The sequence below is a fragment of the Stappia sp. ICDLI1TA098 genome, from assembly GCF_054880955.1.
Map to the genome: position 1 here is coordinate 449,480 of NZ_JBTZBT010000003.1, position 13,500 is coordinate 462,979.

The window sequence follows — 13,500 nt, forward strand, 5'->3', positions numbered from 1 at the left end:
TTCCCCCCCTACATGCCCCTTTGCGATTTCCGGACGCCGACGCCGGGTTCCGGGGCAAAGAGACGACGGGCACAGGACGGGCAGATGACTGAGACGCGGATCGACCGCCGCTTTGCGGCATGCCGGGCCGAGAACCGGCCGGCGCTGGTGACCTTCGTGACCGCCGGCGACCCGGACCTTGCGACCTCGCAGGCCATTCTCGACGCGCTTCCCGGCGCCGGCGCGGATGTGATCGAGCTGGGGATGCCTTTCTCCGACCCGATGGCCGAGGGCATTCCGATCCAGCTTGCCACCCAGCGCGCGCTGGCCGGTGGCCAGACCATGGCCCGCACGCTCGACATGGTGCGCGCCTTCCGCAAGCATGACGACGACACGCCGATCGTGCTGATGGGCTACTACAATCCGATCTATGTGCGCGACCCGGAGGCCTTCGTCGCCGAGGCGAAGGAGGCTGGCGTCGACGGGCTGATCGTCGTCGACATTCCGCCCGAGGCCGACGACGAGCTCTGCCTTCCCGCGCTGGCCGCGGGGCTGAACTTCATCCGCCTGACGACGCCGACGACCGACGACCGCCGCCTTCCTGCCGTGCTCGCCAACACCTCCGGTTTCGTTTATTACGTCTCTGTGACCGGCATCACCGGCGCGACCATCTCGAGCCGCGCCAATGTCGCCGAGGCGGTGCGTCGCATCAAGCGCCACACGGATCTGCCGGTTGGCGTCGGCTTCGGCGTCAAGACCGCCGAGGATGCCGAGGTTATCGGCCGCGATGCGGATGGCGTCGTTGTCGGCTCGGTGCTGGTCGAGGCGGTGCGCAACAGCCTCGATGCCGAGGGACGCGCCACCGGCGCGACGGTGGAGGCGGTCTCCGCGCTGGTGCGCGAACTTGCCGGCGGGGTCGCCCGTTCCCGGGCGGCCGAAGGGGTCAACTGACGAATTTTCGCGCGGGGGCCGAGAGCGCTCGCCGCGCGCCGAACCAACACAACGGACGGTAACTGCCTTGAACTGGATCAACAACGTCGTTCGCCCGAAGATCCGCGGCTTCCTGCAGAAGCGGGAGGTGCCGGAGAACCTCTGGATCAAGTGTCCGGAGACCGGCGAGATGGTCTTCCATCGCGATCTCGAGGCCAACCAGTTCGTGGTGCCGAACTCCGGCCACCACATGCGCGTCTCGGGTGCGAAGCGGCTGGAGCTGTTTTTCGACGACGGCGCCTACGAGAAGGTCAAGACGCCCGAGGTGGTGGCCGACCCGCTCAAGTTCCGTGATGGAAAGCGCTATACCGACCGCATCCGCGATGCCCGCACCAAGACCGGTACGGACGACGCGGTGACGGTGGCGACCGGCACCCTGCGCGGAATGCCGATGACGGCGGCGGTGCAGGATTTCGCCTTCATGGGCGGATCGCTCGGCATGGCGGCCGGCGAGGCGGTGCTTACCGGGCTGGAGACGGCCGTCGAGCGCGGCACGCCGTTCGTGCTCTTCGCCGCTTCGGGCGGCGCGCGCATGCAGGAGGGCATCCTGTCGCTGATGCAGATGCCGCGCACCACCATCGGTGTGCAGATGATGCGCGAGGCCGGGCTGCCCTTCATCGTCGTCTTCACCAATCCGACGACCGGCGGCGTCACCGCTTCCTATGCGATGCTCGGCGACGTGCATCTGGCGGAGCCGGGCGCGCTGATCGGCTTCGCCGGTCCGCGCGTCATTGAGCAGACCATCCGCGAGAAGCTGCCGGAAGGCTTCCAGCGCTCCGAGTATCTGCTCGATCACGGCATGGTCGACATGGTGGTGCACCGTCACCACCTGCCGGAGACCATCGCCCGCATCTGCCGCATCCTGACCAAGACCGAGGTATCCGTGCCGGAGATGGCCGAGCTCGAGGCGCCGGCGGAAGACGCCGCGCCGGTGCAGGGCGAAGCGGCCGCGACCGATCAGGGCGCGACCTGAGGAGAGCGTCCGGGCAGGATCGGTCATGCCGGAAAACCGGCGAGGCCTGTCGCCCGTCCGACACCGCGCCTGAAACGGGCTTGCGGGCGGCGGCGGCGATATCCTAACCAGACTGGGCGAGCGCGCGTCTCGCGGTGTGCGGAGGCAGCGGCTTCCGGCGCGCCGGACCATAGCCGCAACGGGCAGCGACATGGATCAGGTCACCGCAATTCTCGACAGGCTTCTGGCGCTGCATCCGCGCGAGATCGACCTGTCGCTCGGGCGCATGGAACGGCTTCTCGAGGCGCTGGGGCGTCCTCAGGACCGCCTGCCGCCGGTGATCCAGATCGCCGGCACCAACGGCAAGGGCTCGACCACGGCCTTCATGCGCGCCATTCTCGAGGCGTCGGGCAGCCGGGTTCATGTCTACACCTCGCCCCATCTCGTCAGCTTCAACGAGCGCATCCGCCTTGCCGGACGCATCGTCGACGATGCCCGTCTCATCGCCGCCCTCGATATCTGCGAGCAGGCCAACGCCGGCAACGAGATCACCTTCTTTGAGGTGACGACCGCCGCCGCCTTCCTGCTGTTCGCCGAGGAACCCGCCGACGTTCTGCTGCTCGAAGTGGGGCTTGGCGGGCGGCTCGACGCCACCAATGTCATCGACGCGCCGCTTGCCGCGACGATTACGCCGGTCTCCATGGATCACGAGCGCTACCTGGGCGAGACCCTGGCCGAGATCGCCGGCGAGAAGGCCGGCATTCTCAAGCGCGGCCGGCCCGCGGTCATCGCGCCGCAGGGCGAGGAGGCCCTTGAGGTCATGCGCGCGCGCGCCCGCGAGCTTGGCGCGCCGCTTTCCGTCTTCGGTGAGGATTTCATGGCCTGGGAAGAGGCGGGCCGGCTCGTCTATCAGGACGAGGCCGGGCTTCTCGACCTTCCCGCCCCGCGCCTTTACGGCCGTCACCAGTTCGTCAACGCCGGCATGGCGGTCGCCAGCCTGCGTCTGGCCGGCCTGCTGCCCGCCGTGACCGCCATCGAGCGCGGGCTGCGCGCGGTCGACTGGCCGGGGCGCATGCAGCCGCTCAGCCACGGCCCCCTGTTCGATCTCTGCCCGCCGGGCACCGAGCTCTGGCTCGACGGTGGCCACAATCCCGGCGCGGGCGTTGCCATCTCCGCGGTCATGGCCGAGCGCGAGGAGGCGGATCCGCGTCCGTTGCGCCTTGTCACCGGCATGCTGAAGACCAAGGATCCTGTCGGGTTCTTCCGTCCCTTCGAGGGGCTGGCCTCGCACGTCGCCTGCGTGCCGCTGACGTCGACGCAAAGCGGACGCGATCCGGCCGAACTCGTCGTCGCCGCGCGGGCCGCCGGTCTTTCGGCGACGCAAAGCCCTTCGCTCGCTGCCGCGCTCGCTGCCGTCGGCGAGGGGCTTGCCCCTGGAACCGCGCCGCGCGTCCTCGTCTGCGGCTCGCTCTATCTCGCCGGCGAGGTGCTCGCGCTCAACGGCCTGAAGCCGGTCTGACGCCGGTTCCAGGTCCGTCGGGAGGGGCGAGCCGCCTGCCCGCCGGGGGGGGCTCACAGCTTGCGCAGGCGAACCTCGTCGATGGTGTGGTTTCTGGCCTTGTGCAGGATCAGGTCGGCGCGCGGGCGTGTCGGCAGGATGTTGTCCTGCAGGTTCAGCAGGTTGATTTCCCGCCACAGGTCCTCCGCGATTTCCAGGGCGTCCTCGTCGCGGGTCAGCGCGTACTTGTTGAAATAGGACCCGGGGTCGCGGAAAGCGGTCTCGCGCAGCCGCATGAAGCGCGACACGTACCAGTCGTGCAGCACGTCCTCCTCGGCGTCGATATAGATCGAGAAGTCGAAGAAATCGGAGACGAAGGGCACTTCCTTGCCGTCGCGCGGCAGGTTCGAGGTCTGGAGCACGTTCAGACCCTCGAGGATGAGGATGTCCGGCCGGTCGACGGTGACGAACTGGCCCGGCATCACGTCATAGTAGAAGTGGGAATAGACCGGCGCGCGCACATGCCGGCGCCCGGCCTTCAGGTCGGAGAGGAACTTGAGCAGCGTCGGCCGGTCATAGCTCTCCGGGAAGCCCTTGCGCCGCATCAGGCCTTCCGCCTCCAGCACCGCGTTGGGGTGGAGAAAGCCGTCGGTCGTCACCAGGTCGACCTTCGGGCTTGCCGGCCAGCGGGCGAGCAGCGCCTGCAGCAGGCGCGCCGTCGTCGACTTGCCGACGGCAACGGAACCGGCGATGCCGATGATGAAGGGGTTCTTCATCTCGTTGCTGCCCAGGAAGCCGGTGGTCGCCCGGTGCAGCTGCTGGGCAGCTTCCACATAATAGGCGAGCAGCCGCGAGAGCGGCAGCAGGATCGATTCCACCTGGCCGATGGAAACCGGGTCGTTGAGGCTTTGCAGCCGGCTCACCTCGGCCGCGGTGAGCGTCATCGGCGTGTCGGCGCGCAGGCGCGCCCACTCCGCCTCTGTGAAGACCCGGTAGGGAGAAAGTTCATCCTCCCGGTATTTGTCGAGGCTCTGTTCCATGGCGACGGTCTGTTGCCACCCACGCTGCGGCCCTCCCCTCGACGCGGTGTTTCCCGGTCGCGCGGCTGGCCTCGATCCTTTCGCGCCCGGGCCGCACCTCGCGACCGGAGCCGATGCCGTCACGCTTCGCGGCGTGACGCCTTTTCCTCAAGTCCCGTCTGGCCGGTCCTGCGTGCCAGTTCCGCCATGACCTCGTCGAGCGGCAGGTCGCGGGCGTGGAGCAGCACGAGAAGATGATAGAGCAGATCGGCGGCCTCGCCCCGCAGCCCGTCGCGGTCGCCCTCGACGGCGGCGATGGCGGCTTCCACCGCTTCCTCGCCGACCTTCTGGGCGATCTTGGAAACGCCCTTCGTCATCAGCCGGGCTGTGTAGGACGACGGGTCGTCGCTTTGCGCCCGCTTGCGCACGATGGCATCGAGTTCGCCGAGAGTGAAGGTCGTTTCCGTCATGGGTTTGGCGCCTTCGCTTGGCCGTACGTCACGGGTCCAGCCGCATGGCGATACCGGCCTTGGCCATGTGGGTCTTGGCCTCGCGGATCGTATGCGTGCCGAAATGGAAGATCGAGGCGGCGAGAACCGCCGTGGCATGGCCGTCGCGCACGCCCTCGACCAGATGATCGAGCGTGCCGACGCCGCCGGAGGCAATCACGGGAACGCTCACCGCGTCGGCGATGGCGCGTGTCAGCGCGAGGTTGAAGCCGGTGCGCGTACCGTCCCGGTCCATCGAAGTCACGAGCAGCTCGCCGGCGCCGAGGTCCACGGCTTTCCTGGCGAACTCCACCGCGTCGATGCCGGTCGCCGTGCGTCCGCCGTGGGTGAAGATCTCGAAGCGCTCCGGCTCGCCGGGCGCGTTGACCTGCTTGGCGTCGATGGAGACGACAATGCACTGCGCGCCGAACTTCTCCGCCGCCTCGCGGATGAACTCCGGGTTCTTCACCGCCGCGGTGTTGATCGACACCTTGTCGGCGCCGGAGATCAAGAGCTTGCGGATGTCCTCGACCGTGCGCACGCCGCCGCCCACCGTCAGCGGCATGAAACAGGCCTCGGCGGTGCGCCGCACCACGTCGAAGATCGTCGCCCGGTCCTCGTGACTTGCGGTGATGTCGAGGAAGCAAAGCTCGTCCGCGCCCGCCGCGTCATAGGCCTTGGCGGCCTCCACGGGGTCGCCGGCGTCGACGAGGTTGACGAAGTTGACGCCCTTGACGACGCGGCCGTCCTTCACGTCCAGGCAGGGAATAACTCGAGCTTTCAACATCTTAGGCGGTTATCCAGCGTATTTCGCGGTCGCAGCATACAGCCCCTGCCCTCCGGTGCAAAGCCAGGAAAAGGGGGAAGGACCCCGCCCGCGCCGCGCGGAACCGGGGCTTGCGGGATCTCAGCTGCCGGAAAGCACCGCCAGCGCTTCGGCCGGGTCGAGGCGGCCGTCGTAGAGCGCGCGGCCCGAGATCGCGCCGTCAAGTCTGGCGCATTCCGGCGAGGCGAGGCGGCGGACGTCGTCGATGGAGGCAAGGCCGCCGGAGGCGATCACCGGGATCGAGGTCGCGTCGGCCAGTTCCAGCGTCGAGCTCCAGTTGATGCCGGCGAGCACCCCGTCGCGGTCGATGTCGGTATAGATGATCGCTGCGACGCCGGCGTCCTCGAAGCGGCGTGCCAGATCCACCACCGAGAGCTCAGAGGTTTCCGCCCAGCCCTCGACGGCGACCTTGCCGCCGCGTGCGTCGATGCCGACCGCGATCCGCCCCGCAAAGGCAGCGCACGCCTGGCGCACCAGCTCCGGGTCGCGCACTGCCACCGTGCCGAGGATGACCCGCGCGATGCCCTTCTCAAGCCAGGCCTCCACATGGGCGAGGCTGCGGATGCCGCCGCCGAGCTGCACCGGGTTGCGGGTCGCGGCGAGAATCGCGTCGACGGCCGCGCCATTGCGGCTCTCGCCGGCGAAGGCGCCGTCGAGGTCGACCACGTGCAGCCAGTTGAAGCCCTGTTCCTCGAAGCTCAGCGCCTGCGCGCCGGGATCGTCGTTGAAAACCGTCGCCTGGTCCATGTCGCCGAGCTTGAGGCGCACGCACTGGCCGCCCTTGAGGTCGATGGCGGGGTAGAGAATGGGCATGGGATGTCCGTGTCTTCTTGCGTCGGGCGGCCGGCTCAGGGCGCCCAGTCGATGAAATTGGCGATCAGCGCGAGGCCGAGGCGCTGGCTCTTTTCCGGGTGGAACTGGGTGCCCACCATCGTGTCGCGCGAAACGACGGCGGTGATCGTTCCGCCGTAGTCCGCGGTGGCGAGCACGTCCTGCTGCCGTTCCGCCTTCAGGTGGAAGGAGTGGACGAAATAGGCGTGCAAGCCGTCCGGGCCGGTGTCGATGCCGGAAAACAGCGGGTGGGTCGCGTCGCGCAGCGAAATCGTGTTCCAGCCCATGTGCGGGATCTTCAGCGCCGGGTCGTCGGGGGTGATCGCGGTGACGTCGCCGGGGATCCAGCCGAACCCCTCGGCCGTCTCGAACTCAAGGCCGCGGCTCGCCATCAACTGCATGCCGACGCAAATGCCGAAAAAGGGGCGGCCCTTCGCCTCCACCGCGTGGACCAGCGCCTCCTCCATGCCGTCGACCGCGCGCAGGCCGCGCCGGCAGTCGGCGAAGGCGCCGACGCCGGGCAGCACGATGCGGTCGGCCCGCGCCACCACGTCCGGATCGGCGGTCACCCGCACCTTCGGGCTCCGGGCGTGCCCGTGCGCCGCCCGCTCGAAGGATTTCTCGGCGGAGCGCAGGTTGCCGGATCCATAGTCGATGATGGCGATCAGCATGGGATGTGTCCGTTCGGGGAGGTGCATTCGGGAAAAAGTGAAGGGAAGTTCAGGGGCGCGGGCGGGCGAGGCTCAGGCCGACGACATGCCCGCCACCCAGCTGCGGCGTCGGGCCGTGGCGGTGGAAATCCGCATCGCCGGCCGGATTGCCGGGAGGGGATGCGGCCGGCGGGCCGGCGGCGGGGGCGAGCGCGGCAGTGAAGAAGCGCCGTTCGGCATCGTCCCGGTTGCCCGCCTCGACGACGGCGGCAAAGCGCCAGCCGCGCTGCTCCAACGTCCAGCGGCGCAAGCCGTTCGCCTCGAAGGCGAAGAGCGTCGTTGCCAGCAGCGTCACCACGCCGGGTGCCGGGCCGCCGATCAGCCTGGAGGCGACTTCCGTGGCGACGACGAAGAGCAGACAGACGATGAGGACGAGCCACAGCCGCCGGACGAGCAGCCACGGCAAGGGGAGGAACAGCGCCGGCCAGCAGAACCCGTCCTTGATGAAGACGATCCGCTCCAGCTCGGCCTTGGAGGCGGTCGCCGGGCTGCCTTTCATGTCGGGCGGCAGCATCACCATGTGGATCGCCATTCCAGCCTCTCCCTGTCTGCGCCGGCCTGGTTGCGGGCCCGTGCCGGGCCCGCACGGACCGTGCGGAAAACGATGCGGCCGGGCGGCTTGCGCGCGCGGCCGGGGCGTCGCTCAGCCGCCGAGCTGGCCCTTGGTGGAAGGCACCCGGCCAGCCTGACGCGGGTCCGGCTCGATTGCCTGCCGCAACGCCCGCGCGACCGCCTTGAAGCAGGTCTCGGCGATGTGGTGGCAGTTGGAGCCGTGGAGATTGGCGATATGCAGTGTGATGCCGGCGTTCATGGCGAAGGCGCGGAAGAACTCCTCGAAGAGCTCCGTGTCGAAATCGCCGATCTTGTCGCGCGGGAAGGTCACGTCCCAGACGAGGAAGGGGCGGCCCGACACGTCAAGCGCGCAGCGCGTCAGCGCCTCGTCCATGGCGAGGTGACAGTCGGCATAGCGGGTGATGCCGGTCATGTCGCCGAGAGCCTGGCGCAATGCCTGCCCGAGCGCGATGCCCACGTCCTCCGCCGTGTGGTGGAAGTCGATATGGATATCGCCTTTGGCGGCGACCGTCATGTCGATCAGTGAATGGCGGGAAAGCTGCTCGAGCATATGGTCGAGAAAGCCGACGCCGGTCTCGATCTGGAACGTGCCGGTGCCGTCGAGCGCGACGGTCACGGCGATGTCGGTTTCCTTGGTCTTGCGCGAGATCGACGCTGTGCGCATGGGCGAAAGGATCCTCTGTCGGCCGCGAATGTGCGCGGCCCCGCCAAGATGATAGGTGGCTTGTAACAGGTGCACCGCCGCAATGAAATACCCGCGCGGATCGCGCTGCTCTGGTCAATTCGGGCCGGCTTGGCTAAGACGGAGGGAACCGCGCCCGCCGGCCCCCGGCCAGAGGCGGCCCGGGCGCGGCGCACCGACCATCCGGAGACCCGAAAAATGCCGTCCGACACTCTCGCCGTTGCCGCCGATCCCGAGCCTTCCCCTATGTCCGCCTTCCGCCCCGCCAGCGCCCGAGACCGCCTGATCCTTGGCCTCGACGTGCCGACGGTGGAGGAGGCACGCGAGATCGTGCGCGAGACGGCCGGGTCGGTCGGCACCTACAAGATCGGCATGCAGCTCCAGTTCGCCGGCGGTCTCGCGCTTGCCGAGGAGCTTGCCCGCGAGGGGCACGGCATCTTTCTCGACGTCAAGCTTCTCGACATCGACAACACGGTGATGAAGGCGGTGGAGAACATTGCCCGAATGGGCATGCGCTTCGTCACCATCCACGCCTATCCCAAGGCGATGCGCGCTGCCGTCGAGGGGCTTGCGGCCGGCGGTGGCAAGGTTTGCCTGCTCGGCGTCACCGTGCTCACCTCGATGGACGAGGACGATCTGCATGACGCCGGCTATGCCGGTTCGGTCGAAGATCTGGTGGTGGCGCGCGCCGCGGCGGCTCGGGCCGCCGGCATGGGCGGCATCGTCTGCTCGCCGCAGGAAGTCGGCGCCCTGCGCGATGTGCTTGGCCCCGGGCTCGTCGCCGTCACCCCGGGCATTCGCCCGTCGGGCGCGGCCGCCGGCGACCAGAAGCGCATCATGACGCCGGGCGATGCGATCCGCGCCGGCGCCGACTATCTGGTCGTCGCCCGTCCGATCCTTGGCGCCACCGACCGTCGTGCCGCGGCGGACGGCATTGTCGCCGATATCGAGGCGGCTCTCTGACGGCTTCCCGTATCTGACGCGAAAAGGCCCGGCGGACTGCCATCCGCCGGGCCTTTTCGTGTTCGCGTCGGGGTTTGGCCGCCCACCCGCATCGGCGCTTTGTCAGCGCGCGCGTGCCACCGCATCGGCCAGATGGGTGACGGCTGCCTGCACGCCACCCGATCCGTGCGGAATCGCAAGCGCCTGCAGGCCCATCTCGATGGCGCCCAGCGTGCCCAGGATCATCGGTGCGTTGACATGGCCCATGTGGCCGATGCGGATGCCCTGGCCGGCGATCTCGCCGATGGTGCCGCCGATGGTGACGCCGCAGACCTCCTCGCAGAAGCGCCGCAGTCCGGCCGGATCGAAGCCCGGTGTCAGGAACACGGAGACGGAGGCCGAGCGCTCCGCCGGCTCCAGGATGTTGAACTCGATCGCCCCGCCCTCGGCCCACACGGCGATGGCTGCCTTGACCGCGCCGGAGAGCGCCGCATGGCGGCGGAAGGCGGCTTCCAGCCCCTCGTCGAGCAGCAGGTCGAGCGCCTGGCGGAAGCCAAAGAGCAGGTGCTCCGGCGGCGTGCCGCAGTATTTCATGTAGTGCTCGTCGCCGAGCCGCCGGGTCCAGTCCCAATAGGCGGTGCGCAGCTTGGCGCTCGCATGGGCCTCGAAGGCACGCGGGCCGGCGGCGATGAAGCCGAGGCCGGGCGGGGTCATCAGTCCCTTCTGGGCGGCACTGATGGCAAGGTCGACGCCCCAGGCGTCCATCTCGAAGGGGGCGGTGCCGAGCGAGGCGATGGTGTCGACCATGAAGAGCGCCGGATGGCCGGCCGTGTCGATGGCCCGGCGCAGCGCCGGTATGTCGTTGAGCACGCCCGAGGCGGTGTCCACCTGCACCGTCATCACCGCCTTGATCGTGCCGCGCGTGTCGGCCGCCAGCCGCGCCCGCAGGGCATCCGGATCGACCGCGCTGCGCCAGCTTCCCGGCAGCACCTCGACGTCGACGCCGAGCGCGCTGGCGATCTCCCCCCAGCCGCGGGCGAAGCGGCCGCAGTCCAGCACCAACACCTTGTCGCCGGGCGACAGGGTGTTGGAAAGCGCCGCCTCCCAGGTGCCGTGCCCGTTCGCCGCGTAGATGAAGGTCTTGGCCGTCTCGGTGCGGAAGATCGCCTTCAGGTCGGCGAGGCAGCGGTCGGTGAGTTCGACCAGCGGCCCCTGGCGAATGTCGATCGCCGGCCGGTGCATGGCGCGCAGCACCTCATCGGGAACATTGGTGGGACCCGGAATCATCAGGATCTCGCGGCCTTTGGCGAGCATGGTGCACCTCTGCGGGAAAGGAGCGCGGCGGCGGGCCTGCCGGCTCCGGGCCAGGCCCATGCGGGCCGGTCCATGTGGGGGGATGGGCGGCGGCGTCGCGGTCGCCCTGAAAGGAATGTCAGACCACGTTATTTTCAGACAGCTTGCGCCCTTCCGCAAGTCTGTCGAAGGCAAGCGGCGAAAGATCGAGCGTCGTGTAGCGTCCGTGAACCAGCAGTTCGGCAAGCCCGCGGCCCACCGCGGGCGCCTGCTGCAGCCCGTGACCGGAGAAGCCGGCCGCGACATGGAGCCCGGGCACGGCGGCGACCGGTCCGACAAAGGCATTGTGGTCGAACAGGTTCATGTCGTAGTGCCCGGCCCATGCCCGGCCAGGCTTGATCGCCTCGAAGGCGGGCACGCGGGCGGCGAGCGTCGGCCACAGATGGTCGTCGAAGAAGCCGTGCTCGACGTCGAAGTCGCCGGTCTCCGGGTCGGCCGCCTCCTCCGGCGCGGAGCCGCACAGGAAGCCCGTGCCCTCCGGGCGCACATAGGTGCCGTTCGGGTCGATCATCAGCGGGCAGTCGGCGACCGGCTCGCGGCAGTCGAAGGTGAAGATCATCCGCTTGCGGCTCTCGATGGGCAGCTCGACGCCCAGGTCCCGGCAGATCCGCCGGGCGCCGCTGGCGCCGGCCGCGTTGACCAGCCGTTCGCAGGTGACGGCGCTGCCGTCGGACAGGGTCAGGCGGAAGCCGGCGCCGTCGCGCTCTGCGCGCAGCACCTCGGCCGCGAGATAGGGAACGCCATGCGCGCGGGCGCGCTTGCGAAACGCCTGCATCAGCCCGTAGCCGTCGAACCAGCCTTCTCCGCTCCGCCCCCAGCAGCCGGCGGCAATGCCATCGGTGCTGAGCCAGGGGAAGCGCGCGGCAAGCGCCTCCGGCTCGAGAAACAGGATGTCGGCGCCGAGTTTCGTCTGCAGCGCGTGGTTCGCCTCCAGGATCGCCCGCTTTTCCGGCGTGGCGAGGAAGAGATAGCCGCCCTCGTGCAGGTCGATCGCAGGTCGCTCGTCGCCAACGGCGAGGCGCGCGCCGATGTCACGCAGGAAAGCGATCCCGTAGAGCGAGATCTCGATGTTGATGGCGGTGGAGAATTGCTGGCGGATCGAGGCGGCCGACAGCGCCGAGGCGCAGAACTGGTAGGAGGGATCCTTCTCGATGACGAGATGGGAGCCGGTCCAGCGGGGATCCATTGCCAGGTGGCAGGCGATGGACGATCCCGTCACCGCGCCGCCGACGATGGCGATGTCGACATGCCGCACGCTCTTGCCCGTCCCGCTCATCGCGTCCCCTGCTCCGCCGTTCGTGTCTCCCGTACGTCGGGGCCGGGCAATCCCCGACCCCAAGGCCGGCGCGAGAGCCGCGCCGGCCGCTTTTCATGTCGATATCAGAAGAACGCCTGCAGGCCGGTCTGGGCGCGGCCGAGGATCAGCGCATGGACGTCATGCGTGCCCTCGTAGGTGTTCACGGTCTCCAGGTTCTGCGCGTGGCGCATCACGTGGTATTCTTCCTGAATGCCGTTGCCGCCGTGCATGTCGCGGGCCTGGCGGGCGATGTCCAGCGCCTTGCCGCAATTGTTGCGCTTGACGATGGAGATCATCTCCGGCGCCGCGCGGTTCTCGTCGAGCAGCCGGCCGACGCGCAGGGACCCCTGCAGGCCGAGCGAGATCTCGGTCTGCATGTCGGCGAGCTTCTTCTGGAAGAGCTGCGTCTGGGCCAGCGGCTTGCCGAACTGCTTGCGGTCGAGGCCGTACTGGCGGGCGCGGTGCCAGCAGTCCTCGGCGGCGCCCAGCGCACCCCAGGAGATGCCGTAGCGGGCGCGGTTGAGACAGCCGAACGGCCCCTTCAGGCCGGAGACGTCGGGCAGCAGCGCGTCTTCGCCGACTTCCACATTGTCCATGACGATCTCGCCGGTGATCGAGGCGCGCAAGCTGAGCTTGCCGCCGATCTTCGGGGCGGAGAGGCCCTTCATGCCTTTTTCCAGAACGAAGCCGCGGATCGCGCCGTCATGGGCCTCCGACTTCGCCCAGACGACGAAAACGTCGGCGATCGGCGAGTTGGAGATCCACATCTTGGAGCCCTTGAGGCGGTAGCCGCCGTCGATCTTCTCGGCGCGGGTGCGCATGCCGGCGGGATCGGACCCGGCGTCCGGCTCGGTCAGGCCGAAACAGCCGACCCATTCGCCGCTCGCGAGCTTGGGCAGGTACTTCTTGCGCTGCTCCTCGGTGCCATAGGCGTAGATCGGGTACATCACCAGCGAGGACTGCACCGAGTTCATCGAGCGGTAGCCGCTATCGACCCGCTCGATCTCTCGGGCGACGAGACCGTAGGCCACGTAGGAGGCGCCGGCACAGCCGTACTCCTCCGGCAGCGTCACGCCGATCAGGCCGAGTTCGCCCATCTCGTTGAAGATCTCGCGGTCGGTCTTCTCGTGGGCATAGGCCTCGAGCACGCGCGGCTGGAGTTTTTCCTGCGCATAGGCGCGCGCCGTTTCCATGATCAGGATCTCGTCCTCGGTGAGCTGGTCGCGCAGCAGGAACGGATCGTCCCAGGCAAAGCGGCCGCCACCGGTCGGATCGGACTTGGTGTGGGCGGATGTGGCGGTCATGTTCATTCCTCCAGGTGGCCGGACGGCTGTCGCGCGCGATGGGTCGCGGTCGCCAG

Annotated in this window: 14 protein-coding genes; 4 read left to right on the forward strand and 10 right to left on the reverse strand. The window is 68.8% G+C overall.

Annotated features, from left to right (window positions below):
- Positions 1-84: 84 nt before the first annotated feature.
- The 3 genes from trpA (at position 85) to ACSLUQ_RS17110 (ending at position 3,440) form a co-directional block, all read left to right on the forward strand.
- A complete protein-coding gene (gene trpA / locus ACSLUQ_RS17100) occupies positions 85-930 on the forward strand; it encodes a tryptophan synthase subunit alpha (RefSeq protein ID WP_417771305.1) in 846 nt (281 codons plus the stop codon).
- Between the two features lie 67 nt (positions 931-997).
- Positions 998-1,942 carry an acetyl-CoA carboxylase, carboxyltransferase subunit beta gene (gene accD / locus ACSLUQ_RS17105; RefSeq protein ID WP_417771304.1) on the forward strand — a complete coding sequence of 315 codons (945 nt, stop codon included), beginning with the start codon at positions 998-1,000 and terminating at the stop codon, positions 1,940-1,942.
- A gap of 190 nt (positions 1,943-2,132) precedes the next feature.
- Positions 2,133-3,440 (forward strand): bifunctional folylpolyglutamate synthase/dihydrofolate synthase, encoded by a 1,308-nt coding sequence (locus tag ACSLUQ_RS17110; RefSeq protein ID WP_461809212.1) that lies wholly within the window; start codon positions 2,133-2,135, stop codon positions 3,438-3,440.
- 53 nt (positions 3,441-3,493) lie between these two features.
- Here the strand turns inward: ACSLUQ_RS17110 and coaA are convergent, their stop codons facing one another.
- From coaA to hisB, 7 genes are all read right to left on the reverse strand, one after another.
- On the reverse strand, positions 3,494-4,459 hold the full coding sequence (gene coaA / locus ACSLUQ_RS17115; RefSeq protein WP_417771302.1) for a type I pantothenate kinase: 966 nt from the start codon (positions 4,457-4,459) through the stop codon (positions 3,494-3,496).
- A 119-nt stretch (positions 4,460-4,578) separates the two neighbouring features.
- Positions 4,579-4,908, reverse strand: coding sequence for a phosphoribosyl-ATP diphosphatase (locus tag ACSLUQ_RS17120; RefSeq protein ID WP_417771301.1), 330 nt, complete (start codon positions 4,906-4,908; stop codon positions 4,579-4,581).
- Positions 4,909-4,936: 28 nt separating this feature from the next.
- A complete protein-coding gene (gene hisF / locus ACSLUQ_RS17125) occupies positions 4,937-5,713 on the reverse strand; it encodes an imidazole glycerol phosphate synthase subunit HisF (protein WP_417771300.1) in 777 nt (258 codons plus the stop codon).
- A gap of 120 nt (positions 5,714-5,833) precedes the next feature.
- Positions 5,834-6,565 (reverse strand): 1-(5-phosphoribosyl)-5-[(5-phosphoribosylamino)methylideneamino]imidazole-4-carboxamide isomerase, encoded by a 732-nt coding sequence (hisA, locus tag ACSLUQ_RS17130; protein WP_417771299.1) that lies wholly within the window; start codon positions 6,563-6,565, stop codon positions 5,834-5,836.
- A gap of 35 nt (positions 6,566-6,600) precedes the next feature.
- Positions 6,601-7,254 carry an imidazole glycerol phosphate synthase subunit HisH gene (gene hisH, locus ACSLUQ_RS17135; RefSeq protein ID WP_461809213.1) on the reverse strand — a complete coding sequence of 218 codons (654 nt, stop codon included), beginning with the start codon at positions 7,252-7,254 and terminating at the stop codon, positions 6,601-6,603.
- 49 nt (positions 7,255-7,303) lie between these two features.
- The gene (locus ACSLUQ_RS17140; RefSeq protein WP_417771297.1) at positions 7,304-7,825 is read right to left on the reverse strand and encodes a DUF2628 domain-containing protein; all 522 of its coding nucleotides are present in this window, start codon (positions 7,823-7,825) and stop codon (positions 7,304-7,306) included.
- Positions 7,826-7,936: 111 nt separating this feature from the next.
- Positions 7,937-8,530: an imidazoleglycerol-phosphate dehydratase HisB gene (hisB, locus tag ACSLUQ_RS17145; protein WP_461809214.1), complete on the reverse strand. Its 594-nt coding sequence runs from the start codon at positions 8,528-8,530 to the stop codon at positions 7,937-7,939.
- A gap of 216 nt (positions 8,531-8,746) precedes the next feature.
- Here hisB and pyrF point away from each other — a divergent pair, with 216 nt between their 5' ends.
- Positions 8,747-9,511, forward strand: a complete 765-nt coding sequence (gene pyrF / locus ACSLUQ_RS17150; RefSeq protein ID WP_417771295.1) for an orotidine-5'-phosphate decarboxylase — start codon at positions 8,747-8,749, stop codon at positions 9,509-9,511.
- Between the two features lie 102 nt (positions 9,512-9,613).
- On the opposite strand, the gene ACSLUQ_RS17155 is transcribed toward pyrF, so the two are convergent.
- From ACSLUQ_RS17155 to ACSLUQ_RS17165, 3 genes are all read right to left on the reverse strand, one after another.
- Entirely contained in the window at positions 9,614-10,804 is a 1,191-nt protein-coding gene (locus ACSLUQ_RS17155) for a pyridoxal-phosphate-dependent aminotransferase family protein (RefSeq protein WP_461809215.1), read from the reverse strand.
- Positions 10,805-10,922: 118 nt separating this feature from the next.
- Positions 10,923-12,119 carry an NAD(P)/FAD-dependent oxidoreductase gene (locus ACSLUQ_RS17160; RefSeq protein ID WP_461809216.1) on the reverse strand — a complete coding sequence of 399 codons (1,197 nt, stop codon included), beginning with the start codon at positions 12,117-12,119 and terminating at the stop codon, positions 10,923-10,925.
- A gap of 104 nt (positions 12,120-12,223) precedes the next feature.
- Positions 12,224-13,444 carry an acyl-CoA dehydrogenase gene (locus ACSLUQ_RS17165; RefSeq protein ID WP_417771292.1) on the reverse strand — a complete coding sequence of 407 codons (1,221 nt, stop codon included), beginning with the start codon at positions 13,442-13,444 and terminating at the stop codon, positions 12,224-12,226.
- Between the last annotated feature and the right edge of the window lie 56 nt (positions 13,445-13,500).